Origin of the sequence: Bacillus sp. C28GYM-DRY-1 (assembly GCF_030519405.1) — a bacterium.
Lineage (GTDB): Bacteria > Bacillota > Bacilli > Bacillales > Bacillaceae > Bacillus > Bacillus spizizenii_A.
Genome location: NZ_JAUMKF010000003.1, coordinates 19,227 through 35,985, shown reverse-complemented (window position 1 = coordinate 35,985; position 16,759 = coordinate 19,227). Strand labels below are relative to the sequence as shown.

The following is a 16,759-nucleotide window of genomic DNA, read 5'->3' as shown; positions in this document are numbered from 1 at the left end:
CACCTCTTTTTTGTATAGAAAACGAGATCCGCTCCGTCTGAATTCCCGGAGCTTACGGATCTCGCTATAATGTCAGAATGTGCCCTCCGTCAAAGAAATAAAGCGCACATCCCTTTATCTTTGTTTTTGCAATTTGCTCAACTGCCTTTGTGTACAGCTGAATTTGCGTTTCATATCGTTTCTTCAAGATCGGGGCCGCTCCTTCAAATCCGTGTTGGAATTTGCCCTCAATCCGGTCTGATTTATAGTCCAAGAGATATAAGCCGTCCTCAGTTTCATAGAGACAGTCGATGATTCCCTGCACCAAAAGCGGTTCATCCGCCTCCTTTGCATCAGCATAGATCTCCTTGGCCGGAAGCGCTAAACTAAATGGCACTTCCCGATCCTTCCATGTAGCGGCGATCAGCTGTCCGCCGATTTCAGTATGGAAAAATCGCACGATTTCTTCAATATCAATAGCGGTTTTTTGTTCTTCAGTGAGCAGTTCTTTTTCATAAAGCTTGTGAACCGTTTGCTCCGCTTCTTCTATCGTTGGGATATGTGTAAGCGGGATATGCTGCATAACCGTATGCATGGCCGTCCCTTTCTCCGCCGCAGTCAGGCCTTTTTTCATCATGAAAGCGGGACGCCTGTACAGGATGCTTCCGTCAGAAGGTTTAACGGGGGCCCGGCCGCTGTATTCATCCTCGTACTCTCTTTTTCTCTTGATCTCGGAAACCGACTGCTTTGTCCGAATTTGCGTGACCTCATGATGCGGATATGTCCAGCTCAGCTGCTCGCGGGCTTTTTCATCAAATGCAAACGATCCGGGAACTGGTTCACCTTTGCGGATTGCTTCTAAGCGCTCACTTTTTTCTTCCGTTCTTTCTTCCAAATCATCATCCAGCAAATCATAAGAATGAATCATTCGAACGGCAAAACGAGCTGGATGTCCTGATATATCAGCATGCGTTGCCGCACCGTTTTCAGCCAAAACCTCCATATCTCTGTGTCTGGCAAGAGCCGGTCCGATGAAATCTAAATACGTTTTTGCCTGATAACGGCCAAATTCCGGAAGAAGCCAGTCAGTTTGGGGCGCGGATGCCTGCCATTTTGCGAGCTGTTTTTGATGATCCTTGCACGAGCCAATCAGAAACAGTTTTTCTTTCGCTCTCGTTAATGCAACATAGAGGACACGCAATTCCTCTGACAGCAGCTCCCTGCGCATTTTTTTCTTCATCGCAATGAGCGGCAGCGTCGGGTAGCTGATGCGCCATTGCGGATGAATATACTTCGTGCCGAACCCAAGCTCCTTGTCCAGCAGGTACGATTTGTTCAAGTCCATCATGTTAAAATTCCGGCCGAGACCTGCTGCAAACACGACGGGAAATTCGAGCCCTTTACTGCTGTGGATCGTCATTAAGCGGACAACATCCTCCTGCTCGCTGAGCGCTCGCGCCGTTCCAAGATCATCGCCCCGCTCCTGCATGCGTTCGATAAACCGCAGGAAACGGAACAGGCCGCGAAATGCCGTCGATTCATATTGGCGCGCCCGATCATAGAAAACACGCAAATTGGCCTGGCGCTGTTTTCCGCCCGGCATCCCGCCGACATAATCCATGTATTTCGTGTCGCGGTACACTTCCCAAATCAGCTCAGATACTGAGTGGTTTTTTGAAAACGCGCGCCATTTTTGAAGATGTCCGTAGAACGTTTCCAGCTTTTGATAAAGCTCGTCGTTGCGGTCGCCGGCAGCCAAATAGTCCTTCATTGCTTCATAGTACGGCGCTTTTTTATTTTCAAGCCGGATCAAAGACAGCTCGTTTTCATCTGCTCCGACAATCGGTGAGCGGAGAACAGAGGCAAGCGGTATATCCTGATACGGGTTATCGATTACCTTCAGCACAGAAAGCGCGACGGCAACTTCGACCGCTTCAAAATAGCCTGACGTTAAATTGGCGTAAACCGGTATGCCCTGAGCCCTCAGCTCCTCCATGATTTGCGGCGCCCACGGCATGGAGCGGAGCAAAATCACGATATCGCGATATTGAATATTGCGGTGTGTTTTTGTTTTTCCGTCATACACCTTAAATGGCGATGAAATCAGCTTGCGAATTTCCCTAGCGATCGCTTTCGCCTCGAACTGCACCGTTTCCAGCTCTTCTGCTTCATCGCCTGCATCCGTCTCTTCTGCGTTGTCGATCAGCAGCAGCTCCGTTTTTGTCTCAGCATTGTCCGGATACGCCGCACCAAGTTTTAGCTCAGCTTGTTCGTCATAATCAACCTCACCAATCTTGCCGCCCATCAGCTGTTTAAATAAAAAGTTTGTGCTATCTAAAATATCAGCCCGGCTCCGGAAATTTTTATTCAAGTCAATTTTCCGTCCCGTGCCTTCTCCGCTCTCTGTAAACCGTTTGTATTTGGAAAGGAAAAGAAGCGGCTCCGCAAGCCTAAATCGATAAATTGACTGTTTGACATCTCCTACCATAAACAGGTTGCCTGTTTCCTCCGGTCCGCTTGTGACGAGCTGCAGGATCGATTCCTGCACTAGGTTGGTATCCTGATATTCGTCAACGAGCACCTCATGAAACTGCTCTTGATAAAATCTTGCTGCCTCGCTCGGCTCGCGATCACCTGTTTCATTCTCGGCTGTCAAAATGGATAAACAGTAATGCTCCAAATCAGAAAAATCAATGATTGATTTTTCCTGCTTCGCGGCTTCGAACCGTTTTCCATAGCTGATGACAAGCTGTATGAGCGTTTCAATGACAGGTTTTATGTCGGCCAAGCTTTTCAAATGCTGTTCAGGACTTCTCGTGAAGTAGTCGGCTTTAAGCTTTTCAAGCAGTTTTTTTGCACCGTTTCTCAAATCTGTCACTTCTTCAAGGAGTGCAGGATCAAACTCGTCCCCTTTTACTGCTTTCGCGCGCTTAAAAGAGACTGCGGGCACCCGCTTATAAAGCTCGCTGAAATCACCCTGATGCTGAATCAGTTCATCAATCTGCGCAAGATCATCAAGAAAATTGTCAGCGCGCGGAGCGGGACCGCCCGGCACTTTCGTCAATTCAAGCGCGCGCTGAAGCTTTTCCTTCGCTCCGTTAAGCACCATCGCAATATCCTCTTTGACATATTGATAAAACGGAAGCTCCTCTATGGCGCTCTTTTCCGAAACATCATACAAATGAACAAAGCTTTCCAGCCATGCCTCCGGGTTTGGGTGGGAACGGGAATACTCGTACACCTGTTTGACGAGAAATTGCAGATCCAGATCGTGCCGATCTGTCGTGTAGCGGTCAACAAGCTCAAAAAACGCCTTTTCGCCCTTTGCATATTCGTCTTCAAACAGCTCGTCCAGCACCTCATCCCCAAGTAACTCGCCTTCTGTCTGATCAGCAATCCGAAAGCCCGGATCAAGATCAATCAAGTAGTAATATTTCTTCAGCACCTGCAGGCAAAAGGAGTGGAGTGTCGAAATACTGGCCCGGTTTAAAAGAGACAGCTGGCGTCTGATATGCAGCGAGCCAGGACGTTTTACAAGCTCTTTTTCCAGGGCATCAGCGATCCGGTGTTTCATCTCTGCCGCTGAGGCGTTTGTAAATGTCACAACGAGAAGCCGGTCTACATCAATCGGGTTGTCTTCCGCGGTGATTTTCCGGATCATTCGTTCAACAAGCACAGCGGTTTTTCCGGAGCCCGCCGCCGCTGCTACGAGAATATCCTGGCCGGTTGAGACAATGGCATTCCATTGGTCATCTGTCCATGTGCTGTCTGCCGGTTTAGGAATGTTCATTGCCATCCGCCTCCTTTTTTATCCACTCAAGTATCGTCTTATCCTTTTCAGCCTTTAACGGGCGATACTCGTTCTCTTCTAATGATTCATCAAATTGGCATACTGATTTGAACGCACAATATGTGCACGGCGTCTTGTTCTTCATTTTATAGGGCTCAATCGATACGCGTCCGTCGGTGATTTGTTCGCCTGCTTCTCGGAAGGTGCGGCGCACATGTTTCGTCAACAACTCAAATTCCTTTTCGCCGACTGCTGCTGAGTCCGATCTTAGAGAGCCATCTTTTTTCAAACCCGCATTGATAATATTTGACCGTCCCTCTTGGAGGGTTGTATCCATAAGGCGAACCGCTTCCTGATCACCGAGGAGCAGGCCCTTCATTTTAAATTTCTTAAAGATCTCCTGTTCAATCTCGTCAAGCCCAAGTGGGAGATTAGATTGAATCATCGGGTCATGAATATGGAAATACAGCACTCCTGCCGGCGTCGCCCTCATTCCGAGCCAGTCGGCTGAATGAGTAATCGATAAATCAAGGTACGTCAGCATTTGCAGCGCCAGTCCGTAATAAACTTCCGCTAAGTCAAGGCCTTTGTCGCTAGATTTATAATCGACAATCCTTAGAAGCAGGCCTTTTGAGCTTTCTGCTTTATCAACACGGTCAATTCGCCCGACAAGTTCCATCGTGCAGCCGTTTTTCAGCTTAAAGGTCAGCGGCGGAAGCGGCCCTTTTCCTCCAAATCCCAGTTCAAGCCCGATAGGCACAAACCCGCTCGCTTTCGCATGTTCGCTTAAAATACCAGACACACGTGTCACAATTTTTTGCAGTTTTTCCTTCACATAATAATGCCGGTTTGAGCTGAGTAAAATTTCCTTTTGCAGTTTCGGCGCCAGCCGCTCTACCGCATCATAGGAAAACAGTTCGCACTGCTCTTTCGTTAAATCGCGCCAATCCATTTTTTGCTCGCGCAGCCGGTCTGAAATCAGCTTTAAGCTGGAATGAAACAACTGGCCGATATCCGGTGCTTCCAGCTTGAAAAATTGCCGTTCCTTTAGATGCAGCCCATGTGATGCGAAATGGGAGAACGGGCATGCGTTAAAGGTTTCCATTCTCGATACACTGCCTTGAATGCGTTCACCGTAGAGCTGTCTCGATACGCTGCGTTCAAGCTGCTTCACTTCATTCCGGAAAAACAGGCTTGAGAACAGCTTTTTCGATTGCAGCTTGTCCGGCTCACTCATCAGCACATTGTACGTGCTCCACCAGACGTCGCTGATATCGTATTCCCGAGTCCATAATCTGAGCTGGCTCGCGGTAAAGGACTGTGCCACGCTCTTATTGACGACATACATCAGCTGTTCCTCATCGCTGACCTGTTCAGGTTCATTTGTCAACAGCCGCTCCTTATGCTGAGGAAACAGTTCTTCCAGCCGTTTAATGACAATCGATGGCAAAAGCGTTTTTCCTTCCGCATCGGCAATCGGATACGATACGTAAAGCCGGTCAGACGGACTGGAAAACGCCATATAGATGAGGAAATGCTCATCAAGCAAACGCTCCCGTCCGCCTGAGGAAAGCTCAATTCCAATTGCTTTCAGCCATTCCCTGTCATCGTCCGACAGCACCCCATTTTCATCAGGGCGTGCCGGCAGAACGCCATCGTTTGCCCCCAGCACAAAGGTGCAAGAGGTGCCGTACATTCTGGATAAATCCATATTGCCGACAAACACCTGATCAAGCGCAGGCGGAATTAGAGAAAATGAAAGCGACTCCGCGCCGGCTTCCATCATTTGCTGAAACAAGTCAAGAGAAATCTCATCATCCCCCATCATTTCAACAAACTCCTCAAGAAGCTGAATGACTGCATCCCACGCCTGCTGATGCTGCTGCGCTTCAATGATTCTGCCGTCTTCCTCAGCACGCTGTCTTTCCTGATCCAGCTTCAGCGGTACATCCGTCTCTTCTAGATAGCGGTAGAGCGCCTCCGCCTTCTCCTGAACCGTCTTTGCTTTTTTCATTCGTTTTTGCAGCTGAAAAAGCGGCGGAACAATCCAGTCGCGTGTGTCATTCAGCATGTTTTCCATTTCGATTTCCTGATCGGTCTGCACAAAATCATCATCCAATGAGACAAAACGTCTGTAATGAAAACGGTCGCCCTTTGTCCAGCGATCGCCTTTGATCCCGTAGGCGATGCAGTAATTTTCAAGCTGATCGACCTGTTCTCTTACCTTAATCTTCGGCTCGTTAAGCGGGAATAGCAGTTCGGTTTTCACACAGCGAAACACCGCTTCATAACGCCAATTCCCTTTCAGAACATCTATACTCGACCGGATAAATTCGATTAACGGATGGTTCAGCATAGATGCTTTTCCGTCAATGAAATAAGGAATCTCGTAATCTGCGAAAACTTCCTTCACCATATCCTTGTAGTCTTCCGGCTGGCGCGCAAGAATCGCTACATCTTTATAGCGATAGCCCTTCTCTCTGACAAGAGTGTGAATTTCCCGGGCAATGCCTTCCAGTTCGGCTCGTCTGTTTGCGGCCTGCATCACAGTAAAGGCCTCTTGTTTTTCTGCGTACGGGATGGCCGGGCGTGCTTCATACTGTGCCTCTAGATGTGCCAATTCCGGCGTCTGCGTATGCCGTTCAGTCCCGCTTAGCTCTTTATAGGTAATGTCTAAATTCAGTTCCTTCGCCTTCTGATGCAGACGGTAATACGTTTTTCCCGTCATTCTGAACAATTCCAGTTCATGCGGCTCCCGCTCATAAAACGGCTTGTCCGCTGTCAGCGAAAACGTGATGTGTTCTGCATGAACCATAAGCTGCTCCAACACCCTGAATTCCTGCGGCGTAAACTGATAAAAGCCGTCCACATAGATATGCGCGCCTTTTATATCGTCCGCGAGCGGAAGATGCTCTGCCAGCAATGTCAAATAATCCTCAGAGTGAAGATATTGATCGGCAAGGCTTTTTTCCAATTGCTGATACAGAATCGATAAGTCATGGAGCTTTTCAGATAAAACACGTTCTCCGCGATACTCGGAAGCCGTTCCGCTTTCCGCCATCCAGCGGATATCCTCCGGTTCCAGACAATACCGCTTAAACTCTGTCAGCATCCGCTCAACCTGTGCGGTAAATCCGCTTTTATCACTTGCTTTTTGATAGACTTTAAACTCCTGTTTATGCTCCTCAATGAGCTTCCGCAGGAGCATCTGAACACCTGTGCTCGTAAGAAACGGCCTGCTCATTCCTCCCGTATGCTGAAGGACGCGCCAGGCCAAACGTGAAAAGCTGAACACTTGAGCACGTATCATTCCGCCCATATCAGGCGTTTTAGCAAGCTCGTATTCCATTAAAAACGTCATTTGATCCGGGACTAGAAAAATGATCGGTTTCCCGAATGGAGCCCGGCGCAGTTCATCCTGAATGCTGTCGATGATCAGCTTCGTTTTTCCACTCCCGGATCTGCCTACTAAAAACTCTGCTCCCAATTTAGAAGACCCCTCTCTTTTTATCTCACTATATTTTATCGAATGTTGACGAAAATGACCAATATGATCTATTGGTAATTACGGCCTTTTCACATATAAAAAGCTGAATTTCTCCGCACATGTCTTCCTGCCCTCCATATACTTCTATAGAAGCCCAATTCCTAAGAATGGAGTTGAACCGTTTTGCAGAACAGCTACTATCCTTTTCCAGCGCCATACCGGAAAGATTCTGTTTTAATTCTGAATCTGAAAAAGGCCATTAACGCAGAATTCAGCGCAATTCAATGCTATCGCAAGCTTGCCGTACTTACCCACCGCGATGAAGTCAGAAAGCAGATTGAAGAAATCAGGCGTGATGAAATGCGCCACCTCCGAGAATTTTCCACATTGTACGGTGCCATTACCGGCAAACACATCATGCCGAAACAGATGGAGGAATGCCCGGACACTTTCACAAAAGGGCTGAATACCGCTTTTAAAGATGAACAACAAACAGTCGACTTTTACTTGCGTGCGGCCGAGGAAACCTCAAACTTAAAAGCAAAAGGCATCTTTACGCGCGCCGCACGGGATGAACAGCATCACGCCGTCTGGTTTCTATACTATCTGATGGAACGTTAATATACCCGTTCAGCGTTCAGGGATAAATGTACATATCCATTACCCAAAAACACACTTCCCTGTTTTTTTCAAATGCAGCTGGGAAACATAAAACCATACACTGCCATACAGGAGGAATCCACCATGGAGCAAAATTTAGAAGCTTGTATTGAGGCTTGCATCGAGTGTATGGAAGCTTGCAATTATTGTTTTACAAAATGTCTGGAAAGCGCGCATCACGATCTCAGCGGCTGCATCCGGCTTGACAGGGAATGCGCAGATATTTGCACGCTGGCAGTCAAAGCCATGCAAACGGACAGCCCGTTCATGAAAGAAATTTGCGCACTTTGCGCCGATATTTGTGAAGCGTGCGGCACTGAATGTGAAAAGCATGATCACGATCATTGCCAAGCATGTGCGAAGTCCTGCTTTGCCTGCGCTGAACAATGCCGCAGCATGGCAGCGTCTTAAAAGACGGAGAGGGTTCCATAATAGAACCCTCTTTTTTTATTTGGACAGCCACACGGAGTACAAATCAATCCACCCCTCTTCATCAAGCATCAGGCCTTTCACATTCTCACTTGATGTCACCTGCAGCACATTTTGATACAGCGGAATCGCATTGAACTCCTGTATAAGCTGACGGTCAATGTCCCGCAGCATATGGATTCTCGAACAGCGGTCAGACATTGAAAATATGCGTTCTGTCATTCCTGAACATATCTGTTCCAGCTTTTCAGATAGATGCTGACACAAAAAACTGTTCTCCGACAGCAGCAAATGCAAAAAACCAAACTCACTGTCTTGATAAAACGTCGCACTGTCATGAATAATATCCGCCATCTGCACGGTTTCGTGCCGGCGCAGATCAGCAGAATCACAGAACTGAAGTGTAAGCCTGATGCCATGTTGGGCGCAAACATTTTGAATCCACTCGGCATCCTCACGATGATCCGTTTCCGAAAAGGTATACAGCACCAGTGTTTCTCCCTCATAGCCGCTCTGCTTCAGCAATTCAGAAGGTGAAACGCCTCCCCACTCAAAAGGGCCCGGATGCACAAAAGACGTAACCGGGGTTTTGCGGTGCCCTCCCGCTTCACGAACGAGCCGTTCAGAGGAAATCAGCAGGCGGAGCGCTTTTCTAAAGCTTCGGTGCTGAAGAGGCCCCTTCTTTTTCAGATTGAGTGACAAATATTGAACATGCCGCTCATCAAAAACAGTTTGCTGCTCAGAAAATGTTTGTTTTTCTTGAATGGTAAAACCGTTCATCTCTCCGGCTTGTTCAGAAAAGACAAACTCAACGCGATCCAAAAAGGGCCGTCCCTTGAAGTAGCGCTCATTGGCTTCAAGCACAAGCATCTGCCCGCAATGCTGATTCACCCGAAAAGGCCCTGTTCCATTGATCCCGCTTCCCTGTTCCGCCGGCAGAATGGACAGCCGTTCATCACAAAGAACATACGGCAAAAGCTCATTCGGCTTATCAAGTATGATCTCCACACAATAAGGCCCATTTTCTAAGACTTGTTTCACTCCGTGTAACAGCCATTTATAAGGGTTGTCAGCTTGTGTCAAAAAGCGCTGAAAGGTAAACGCAACATCCCGCGCTGTCAGCGGCTGTCCATTATGAAAAGACACACCCTTTCGGAGATAAAATCTCCATCGTTTTTTCCCGTCCTCTTCCCAGCCATGAATCAATTGAGGCTTCGGCTCCTGCACAGCCGGATCAAACGTGAGCAATGTATCAAATATCTGCTTGACGAAATGCCCCTCAGACCGCAAAAATATTTGGCACGGGTCCAAACTGCTGACAGATTCAGGGGTGATGAACAGCCGGAGAACATCCTTTTCTCCATCCCGGCCGGTTTCTGTCACAAAACCGAATACCTCAGAAAACCACATACCATATTCGGTTTGAAGCCCCGGAAACGCGGACTGATACTGCTGAAGCAGCTCCTTTGCCTTTTTAAGCTTTCCAGCCATTGTATATTCCTTGGCAGTTTGAAGAAGCAGTTCCTCAGGCTGGCGGAGAAACGCAATTTTGGATTTGTGGCCGCGCCCTGCCCCGCTTTTCCGTATGATCCAATTCTTGTTCTCCAGCTTATGTAATATAAGCTTTGCATTTCTTTCTGTGCAAAATAAACAGTCAGCAACTTCAGTGAGCGCCATTTCGTTCATTTGTCCATATACAAAACGTCCTGTTTTTACTAGTGCCACGTAGTGCTCAATCAGCTTCAATTTACGCACCTCCCAACAAAAGGGGAATCTTTTTCTCTTATTGTCTTCACTTTTTGGGCCGCCGCCCCTTCTATACACTACTACTATATCAAACACCGAAAGGCGGCGATCACATGTTGGCCATTTTTCAAGCTATAAAATCGAGATATACCGCTCCAGTTTGGCTCCGCTTTATCGGCGAAATGCTGACAAGCCTGACAGGTGCAATGATGGGTCCTTTTATGGTGCTGTACCTGCATGAACAATTAAACGGCAGTGTCATGATTCCGATGCTTATTATCAGCCTTCAGCCATTTGCTGATATTTGCCTGACACTCGTTGCAGGACGGGTAACGGACCAGCTCGGGCGGCGCACAGCGATTCTGATCGCATTGCTATTGCAATCAGCGGCTATGACGGGATTTGTATTTGCCAATCATGCGTATGTTTTTGCCATTCTCTACGTCATGAATGGCATCGGGAGATCGTTGTACATACCTGCTTCCCGCGCCCAGATCGCTGAAAGCACGCCGGAAAGCAGACGTTCGGAAGTGTTTGCGGTTATCAATGCGATCTATTCGGCGGGCCTGACGGCAGGGCCGCTAGCGGGGATGCTGCTGTACAATCACAACCCCGTGTGGATATTTGCTTTAGATGCTGCGGCATTGTTCATCTACTTTCTGATCGCTGCACTGAAACTGCCAGAAACAAAGCCGCTAAAGACAGCTGTAACATCGGAAATGTCCGAGAGCTTTACGATATACAGGCCTGTACTGCTTCTATTGCTGCTTTCTCTCCCCATCAGCATGTTATACGCGCAAACAGAAACAACATACAGGCTGTTCAGCAAAAACATGTTTTCTGATTATCTATCCATGCTGACCATCTACTCGGCCGCAAAAGCTTTATTCAGCTTTGTTCTCCAAGTTCCTCTGGTAAAAGGGACCGAAAAGCTTTCAATGAAAACAATCCTTTTCATTACTTATATCTGCTACTCACTTGCGGCTGCAGGCTTTGCATGCTCAACCTCCCTGACAATGCTTTTAGTGACGGCAGCGGTGATGACAGTTGGTGAAAGCATCGGACTAACTCACATCCAGACTTTCATTTCGAAATTGGCACCGCCTCACTTGCTCGGCCGTTTTTATGCGGTATACGGCCTGCATTGGGATATATCCCGCTCAATCGGACCACTGGCGGGAGGGCTAATCCTGACATCGTTTGGCGGGGAAGTGATTTTTTACGTCCTTGCCGTGTGTTTGCTGGCAGCAGGTGTATGCCTGACTTACACAATAGAGAAGCTCGAACACAAAGTCATAAGAAAAGTGAATGGCTAACAGAAAATAATTCATCATTTCTTTATCAACGAAAATATACTATAGTAATCATACATTCACTACGTGAACAATTGGAGCGTTACTTGAAAAGGAAGAAGGGTTTGTATTGAAGAAAGACGAAAATCTCCTCAAAGATCTATGGTTTATCACAATCAGTGCAGCCGGGGGGTTTATTCTTTCATTAACCGGAATATCGATTGGATGGATGATCGGAACGCTGATTGCCGCCTGCTGTCTCGCTATGATACGGCCGGCATGGCTGATGATGGCGCCAGACCAAAAAGGGATTAACCGCCGTTGGCTCGCCCTCGGGCAGATGATCCTCGGCATCGAATTGGGCCAAAAGCTGAACTTATCCGTTCTTTCTGTCCTCAAAGACCATTGGTTTTCAGTCGGCGTTATGCTGATATTGTCTATACTGCTGGCCATGCTGTCAGGATATGTGCTCTGGCGTTTCAGCAAAACGGATATGATGACAAGCTTTGTCGGCACGGCTCCCGGCGGGCTGTCCGCTATGCCGAGCATCGCGCAGGAGGTCGGCGCCAATACTGCCATTGTCAGCCTTGTTCAAATGATGCGGGTGCTGCTCGTGGTGCTTTCCATTCCGTTTTTAGTCATTCTGATCTATACAAAACAAGATCGTTCTGTTAGTGCCGAAGCAGAAACACTTTCCTCAGCAACGGCGGATTTTAGGCTCGCTCCCGTTCTGTGGACCGCCGTCCTTATTCTTGCTGCCTGGGGAGCTTGCAAAGCTGCAAAATATTTAAGATTTCCGGCTCCATGGCTGCTCGGCAGTATGCTCGGTGTGGCACTTGTGCATGTTGGCGGAGCTGCGGTGACGGGACACGACATGACGGCTTGGTGGCCGTCACAGGCTAACCATGTATCGCAAGTATTTCTCGGGGCCACGATCGGCTCTAAGATGTACAAAAGCATGTTTTCCGGCGTCAGCCGCATTATCATTGTCGGGTTTGTCTCGTCCGTCGGTTTAATCGCGGCTATGTTCTTGAGCGCCGTGATCGTTTCCAAGCTGACAGGAATCTCGCTCATCACTTCTGTTCTGGCATTTGCGCCCGGCGGCATTGCAGAAATGGCGACGACGTCCGTTACCTTGCATGCCGACTCCACCTTTGTCGTTGCGGTTCAGGTTATTCGCGTCATCCTTGTCATTGCCTTATTGCCGCCGTTTTATCGTTTACTTCACCATCTCCATGGTGAAAAAAAAGGCAAAGAGAGTTCGATAAGCGGCAGCAATGGCTAGTTGGAAAAACAAACAACCCCACATTGTGGACTTAAGCAGAAAAGGGAAGGAATGAAACTATTCTGTAGAGTATGGAAGAGTTCAAAATGGGGCAGGCAAGATAAATAAAAGGGTTCAAGAACTTTTAAATCACAAAAGAAAATTTTTGTTGTTAATCGAGACAGTACTGGATCAACAAAAGATTATTCGAAAGTATGAGATGTGTTGATTGAGATTACTGACACAAATGAATTACAAGTAAAAACGGATACAGCATTAGGCAACGAGCATTGAAGAATCTGGTAGATTTAAGTAGGAAGAAGAAATAATTAACGTTTATGGTATAGGAGCATTTATGAGAAAATCAAGCTTCCTGATTGAAAAAGAGGTTAAATATAATAACCTCTTTTTCTTATATAAAGATATAAAATACTACAGGGAAAATCTTAATTACGTTGATTCTCTTATAATAAGCTTTGTTGGCAGTTTAATAATTCTTCTATTTAAAGAAGTGTTATCCAAAATAGACTCGATTATTTTCAACACAGCCTGTTGACCTAATTCTATTATGGGAGTATCAATTGTTGTTATAGTCGGAGTAACGACTTGGCAAATCGATTGGTTGTCAAAACCAATTACAGCCAAGTCTTCTGGAACTTTAAAGCCATTTTTTATCGCCTGTTTAATAATCCCTGCGGCGACTTGATCATTTCCTGTAAATATTGCTGAAGGTCTGTCCTTTAGATCCTTTATCTTATGAAAAACACGAAAGCCATCCTCGATATTAAACAATTCTCCAAATATCCATTCGTTTCTATGATGTAAATTGTAATCTTGTAAAGCTTTCAAGTAACCCTCTTTCCTCTGACATTGAGCTTCGCTATATGGAGTATCAAAACAAAATCCAATTTTTTTATGCCCTCTTTCAATTAAATGTACGACCCCCATGTATGCGGCTTCAAATTCATCATACCCAATTATCGTAATGTCCGCCGAGTGATGATATTCATTACATAATAAGATAGGACCATACTTTAAGAAAGGGGATATCTTATCCCATTCATTTTCTAAAGTTCCAAGAATAATGCCATCAACTTCTTTGTGTTTCAATAACTCTAATAGTTCCAGCTCTGTCTGTTGGTCATAAAAGGTTTGACATACAATGACCTTGTAATTCTTAAACAGCGCTTCATGAGAGACCCCTTTTATTAATTGAGCAAAAAACGGATGGTCGATACTCGGAACCGATAAAGCGATCGTTTGTGTCTTATTTCTCCTAAAATTCCGAGCTAAATAATTGGGAGTGTAGTCAAGTTCGTTAATAGCCTCTAAGATCATATCTCTTTTTTCTTTCGACACATAAGGATGATTATTTAATACTCTTGAGACTGTGGTTTTAGACACATTGCACAATTTTGCTATTTCATCAATTGTAGGCATATTTTCCCTTCCTCAAAAAAAGTGATTGACATGTTATCGGTTTCAGAAATTAGGATAAATTTGTATCAAATTTTCCAGATTATAAAATCATTGGAGGTACTGTTCATGCAAAAACAAGTTAAGGTTTCAGGTAAAAGTAAAGAAAACATGTTACTCCTCAAACACTTAAAAGGTGACGTACAAGGAAAAGAACTTGTTATTGAAGACAGTATTGTAAACGAGCGATGGAGACAAGTATTAAAAGAAAATACAGATATTGAAAACGACCTTTTCATTGTGAAATCAGTAAAGTCCCTTTTATGCCTGTAGACAGATTAATAACCAATGATGAAGTGGATGATATCTTACATACATTAACTACAGTTTTGCCAACTGGATGGAAAATTTAAGGATATTTAAAGCAATTTGAAAAGGTTTTATCTACATATTTACATAAAAGGTATGTTATTGCAATCATGGAACGGATGCTATGATGATAAGATTATTGGCTTTAGAGTCAAACCGAGGGGATGAAGTAATCATGCCAGCTAATAGCTTTTCAGCTACTGAAAATGCTGTGTTAGCTTCGGGAGGCGTTCCTATCCTACCTATCTATGTAGATATTAACCCACAAACATTCTGCATCGATTCTAACAACATTGAGGAAGCAATAACTCCTGATACAAAGTTTATTCTACCTGTGCATTTATACGGAAAACATTCAGATATGAAGCATATCCGTCAAATAGCAAATCGTTTCAAATTGAAAGTCATTGAGAATGCTTGCCAAGGAATTGGACTGACAGACTTAGGAAATCATGCAGACATCACTACATTAAGTTTTAATCCATCAGAATTTTGGTGTAATGGTTCATACAGAAAAGGCTCATAGCCAGGTACTGCATTTGCCTTTATATCCGTCATTTACTTTAGAAGAACAAGACAGAGTAATGGAGGGACTGTTTCATGTTATTAAGCAAGAAGTCAGAGTATAAAACGTTACCCAAGGTTGAACATCCTAAATATATTGTTTTTTGTGATTTTGATGAAACGTATTTTCCGCATACAATCGATGAACAAAAACAACAAGACATATATGAACTCGAATACTATCTAGAGCAAAAAAGTAAAGATGGGAAACTACTAATCGGATGGGTTACTGGGAGTAGTATAGAATCTATTCTCGATAAAATGGGACGAGGAAAATTTAGATATTTCCCGCATTTTATAGCTAGTGATCTTGGAACTGAAATTACGTACTTTTCAGAGCATAACTTCGGGCAGCAAGATAATGAGTGGAACAGTCGTATAAATGAAGAGTTTAGTAAAGAAAAGATTGAGATACTTGTGAAACAGTTACATGAAAATCATAACATTCTTTTGAATCCCCAAACTCAATTAGGAAAGTCACGGTATAAGCATAATTTTTATTATCAGGAACAAGATGAAATAAACGACAAGAAAAATTTATTAGCAATCGAAAAGATCTGCGAGGAATACGGAGTTTCAGTTAATATAAATCGTTGCAATCCCTTAGCAGGTGATCCAGAAGACAGCTATGATGTAGATTTTATACCCATGGGAACAGGAAAGAATGAAATTGTAAAGTTTATGCTAGAGAAATACAACCTAGATACCGAAAAAGCTATCGCATTTGGAGATAGCGGAAATGATGTTCGTATGTTACAGGCAGTAGGAAATGGATTTCTACTAAAAAATGCAACAGAAGAAGCCAAAAACTTGCACCACCTGATCACTGATAGTGAGTACTCAAAAGGAATTATGAATACCTTAAAAAAATTAATTGGATCATGAGGAGGAAATAGAGTATGAAGAAGATCCGTATTATAGGTGCAGGTGGAATTGCAAGAGCACACGCAACTGCTATATCTACAATTAAAAATGCAGCGTTAGCAGGAGTGTAGGACATAAATCAACTAAATGCGGAAAGCTTTGTGAAATCTATCTGGCTGGTTTATAATGTGGTGACATCCGGCTCCCCCGGACTGCCGCTTATCATTTTAGCCGGAGGAAATTTGATTTACCTGGCAATCTTGAAAAAGAAAGAAGAAACGTGAAAAAAACACGCAACCTCAGTGCGTTTTTTTATTTAAAAACGTTGTGAAACCCCTCTTCCATTTCTTCTTAGGACGGATACCATTTTGCCACCAAATCCCGAAACAGCCGGTCCGCAAACAGAATTTCCTCTTCAGTATACCGGTCATAAAATGACAGAAAACGCTGCTCGACTTTCTGATGATAATATTTGTGCAGCCCATGCAGTTTTTTCCCGGCCTGCGTCAAACGGAAGTAGACCTCCTTTTTATTATCGCTGAGCTGTGTCCTATGAAGAAGCCTGCACTGAGCAATTTTGTGCTGATGCGCGATACAATTGGGATTTACTCCCGTGCTCGTCATCCAGCTTCTTCAATCATTAGATAAAAAGGCTTTTATAAGTCCCTCCCATTTCTCCTGCTGATGAATAAGCTCCGCATACCATTCAATCAAAAAGATTGCGTTTCGTATGGTCTGTGTTTATCGGTTTTACCATCCTTTTTCATTGTCATATCGTTTTGTTACGGGTGAATAAATCGAATTGAGCTACACCAGGATAAGGAAAAACAAATAAACCAAAAATCAAACTATTTATTGTACAAGTGTAACAATAATGATTATAGTCGCTTACAAATTTT

The 16,759-nt window shown here is 44.9% G+C and carries 9 protein-coding genes and 3 pseudogenes; 7 read left to right on the top strand and 5 right to left on the bottom strand.

Features of this window, described 5'->3' with window-relative positions:
- Positions 1-64 precede the first annotated feature (64 nt).
- Entirely contained in the window at positions 65-3,769 is a 3,705-nt protein-coding gene (gene addA, locus Q3W56_RS03900; protein WP_302894573.1) for a helicase-exonuclease AddAB subunit AddA, read from the bottom strand.
- Positions 3,756-7,256: a helicase-exonuclease AddAB subunit AddB gene (addB, locus tag Q3W56_RS03895; RefSeq protein WP_302894572.1), complete on the bottom strand. Its 3,501-nt coding sequence runs from the start codon at positions 7,254-7,256 to the stop codon at positions 3,756-3,758. Before addB ends, addA begins: the two co-directional genes overlap by 14 nt.
- Before the next feature lie 183 nt (positions 7,257-7,439).
- Here addB and Q3W56_RS03890 point away from each other — a divergent pair, with 183 nt between their 5' ends.
- Positions 7,440-7,877 carry a ferritin family protein gene (locus Q3W56_RS03890; RefSeq protein WP_302894571.1) on the top strand — a complete coding sequence of 146 codons (438 nt, stop codon included), beginning with the start codon at positions 7,440-7,442 and terminating at the stop codon, positions 7,875-7,877.
- A gap of 123 nt (positions 7,878-8,000) precedes the next feature.
- Positions 8,001-8,327, top strand: coding sequence for a four-helix bundle copper-binding protein (locus Q3W56_RS03885; RefSeq protein ID WP_302894570.1), 327 nt, complete (start codon positions 8,001-8,003; stop codon positions 8,325-8,327).
- 36 nt (positions 8,328-8,363) lie between these two features.
- Here the strand turns inward: Q3W56_RS03885 and Q3W56_RS03880 are convergent, their stop codons facing one another.
- A complete protein-coding gene (locus Q3W56_RS03880) occupies positions 8,364-10,091 on the bottom strand; it encodes an SgrR family transcriptional regulator (protein WP_302894569.1) in 1,728 nt (575 codons plus the stop codon).
- A 113-nt stretch (positions 10,092-10,204) separates the two neighbouring features.
- On the opposite strand from Q3W56_RS03880, the gene Q3W56_RS03875 reads away from it, so the two are divergent.
- Both Q3W56_RS03875 and Q3W56_RS03870 read left to right on the top strand, forming a co-directional pair.
- Positions 10,205-11,407, top strand: a complete 1,203-nt coding sequence (locus Q3W56_RS03875) for an MDR family MFS transporter (protein WP_302894568.1) — start codon at positions 10,205-10,207, stop codon at positions 11,405-11,407.
- A gap of 106 nt (positions 11,408-11,513) precedes the next feature.
- Positions 11,514-12,668: an AbrB family transcriptional regulator gene (locus Q3W56_RS03870; RefSeq protein ID WP_302894567.1), complete on the top strand. Its 1,155-nt coding sequence runs from the start codon at positions 11,514-11,516 to the stop codon at positions 12,666-12,668.
- 429 nt (positions 12,669-13,097) lie between these two features.
- On the opposite strand, the gene ntdR is transcribed toward Q3W56_RS03870, so the two are convergent.
- Positions 13,098-14,087, bottom strand: a complete 990-nt coding sequence (ntdR, locus tag Q3W56_RS03865; RefSeq protein ID WP_302894566.1) for an NTD biosynthesis operon transcriptional regulator NtdR — start codon at positions 14,085-14,087, stop codon at positions 13,098-13,100.
- 105 nt (positions 14,088-14,192) lie between these two features.
- Here ntdR and Q3W56_RS03860 point away from each other — a divergent pair.
- The 3 genes and pseudogenes from Q3W56_RS03860 to Q3W56_RS03850 all read left to right on the top strand — a co-directional run.
- A pseudogene (locus tag Q3W56_RS03860) lies at positions 14,193-14,916 on the top strand (aminotransferase class I/II-fold pyridoxal phosphate-dependent enzyme); the annotation flags it as partial.
- 116 nt (positions 14,917-15,032) lie between these two features.
- The gene (ntdB, locus tag Q3W56_RS03855; RefSeq protein WP_302894565.1) at positions 15,033-15,881 is read left to right on the top strand and encodes a kanosamine-6-phosphate phosphatase; all 849 of its coding nucleotides are present in this window, start codon (positions 15,033-15,035) and stop codon (positions 15,879-15,881) included.
- 14 nt (positions 15,882-15,895) lie between these two features.
- Positions 15,896-15,988 (top strand): annotated as a pseudogene (locus Q3W56_RS03850) (Gfo/Idh/MocA family protein); the annotation flags it as partial.
- A 223-nt stretch (positions 15,989-16,211) separates the two neighbouring features.
- Here the strand turns inward: Q3W56_RS03850 and Q3W56_RS03845 are convergent.
- Positions 16,212-16,605, bottom strand: a pseudogene (locus Q3W56_RS03845) (MarR family transcriptional regulator).
- Between the last annotated feature and the right edge of the window lie 154 nt (positions 16,606-16,759).